Genomic DNA, 1,321 nt, shown 5'->3' on the forward strand with positions numbered 1-1,321 from the left:
CTTGTGCGACACGCCCGGCGTGTCGCACAAGAGCTCCGCACTCAGCGGTGCATGAGGGTCAAGCGAGCAGCCCCGCGACGGTACGCACCGCCGTCGGGTCCCCCTGGACCAGGAGGGTCGTGACTGCGGTACGGCGCCACGCCTCGAGGTCGTGGGCGATCTTGGCCTCGGGTCCCACGAGCGCGACGTCCTCGACGAGAGCCGTCGGGACGGCCGCGACGGCCTCGGCCTTGCGGCCCGCGAGGTAGTGCGCCTGGATCTCGTCGCACGCGTCCGAGTAGCCGAGCCGGTCGAGCGCGTCCCGGTGGAAGTTCGCGCCCTTGGCGCCCATGCCGCCCACGTAGAGCGCGATGAAGGGGCGCACCTTGTCGGCGGCCTCCTCGACGTCGTCGGCCACCACGACCGGGACGGTCGCCGAGACCTCGAAACCGGCGGCGGGGGAGCGCCCGTCCGAGCGCTTGGCGAAGCCCTCGTCGAGCAGCCCGCGGAACAGGGGGTCCATGCGCGGGCTGTAGAACAGGGGCAGCCAGCCGTCCGCGACCTCGGCTGCGAGCGAGATGTTCTTGGGGCCCTCGGCCGCGAGGTGGATCGGGATCTCGGGGCGCAGCGGGTGCACGGTCGAGCGCAGCGCCTTGCCGAGCCCCGTGGTGCCCTCGCCCGTGAGGGGGAGCTGGTAGAACTGGCCGTCGTACGTGACGGGGCCCTGGCGTGCGATCACCTCGCGCACGATCTCGACGTACTCGCGCGTACGCGCCAGCGGGCGGGGATAGGGCTGGCCGTACCAGCCCTCGACGACCTGTGGGCCGGAGACTCCCAGCCCGAGGATCGCGCGCCCGCCCGAGAGGTGGTCGAGCGTCAGGGCGGCCATGGCGGTCGCGGTGGGGGTGCGTGCGGACATCTGCGCGACCGCGGTCCCGAGCCGGATGCGTGAGGTGTGCGAGCCCCACCAGGCGAGCGGGGTGAAGGCGTCCGAGCCGTAGGCCTCGGCCGTCCAGACCGAGTCGACGCCGAGGCGGTCCGCGGCGACGATCGCCTCCTGGATGCCGGGCGGGGGTCCGGCGGACCAGTAGCCGGTGTGGATGCCGATGCGCATGGCGTTCTCCTCGTGTGTTCCTCGGCGCTGAGGTGCGGACGGGTCCGCGGGCTCGACGTGCGTCGAGCGAGGTTCCCAGAACTGGGAGTCCTAGGAACCGCGGCTCAATCTACCGTGCCCGACGGCGAGCACCCGCCACGGGAGCCCGGCCCGCCGCGCGGCGTGGCCGGTCGGCAGCGCGACCCGTTCCCGAGCAGCACAGGAGGGGCGGCGCACGTGGCGCCTGTC

1 protein-coding gene is annotated in these 1,321 nt (G+C 73.4%); it reads right to left on the reverse strand.

What is annotated here, in order from left to right; genetic code table 11:
• Positions 1-58: 58 nt before the first annotated feature.
• Positions 59-1,093: an LLM class F420-dependent oxidoreductase gene (locus tag ACFWFR_RS19370; protein WP_377619745.1), complete on the reverse strand. Its 1,035-nt coding sequence runs from the start codon at positions 1,091-1,093 to the stop codon at positions 59-61.
• Between the last annotated feature and the right edge of the window lie 228 nt (positions 1,094-1,321).

Origin of the sequence: Oerskovia sp. NPDC060287, from assembly GCF_042726775.1 — a bacterium.
Lineage (GTDB): Bacteria > Actinomycetota > Actinomycetes > Actinomycetales > Cellulomonadaceae > Oerskovia > Oerskovia merdavium.

Excerpts from the sequence above, each read along its gene's own strand:
- ACFWFR_RS19370 (WP_377619745.1), bottom strand. The coding sequence starts at position 1,093 with ATGCGCATCGGCATCCACACCGGCTACTGGTCCGCCGGACCCCCGCCC.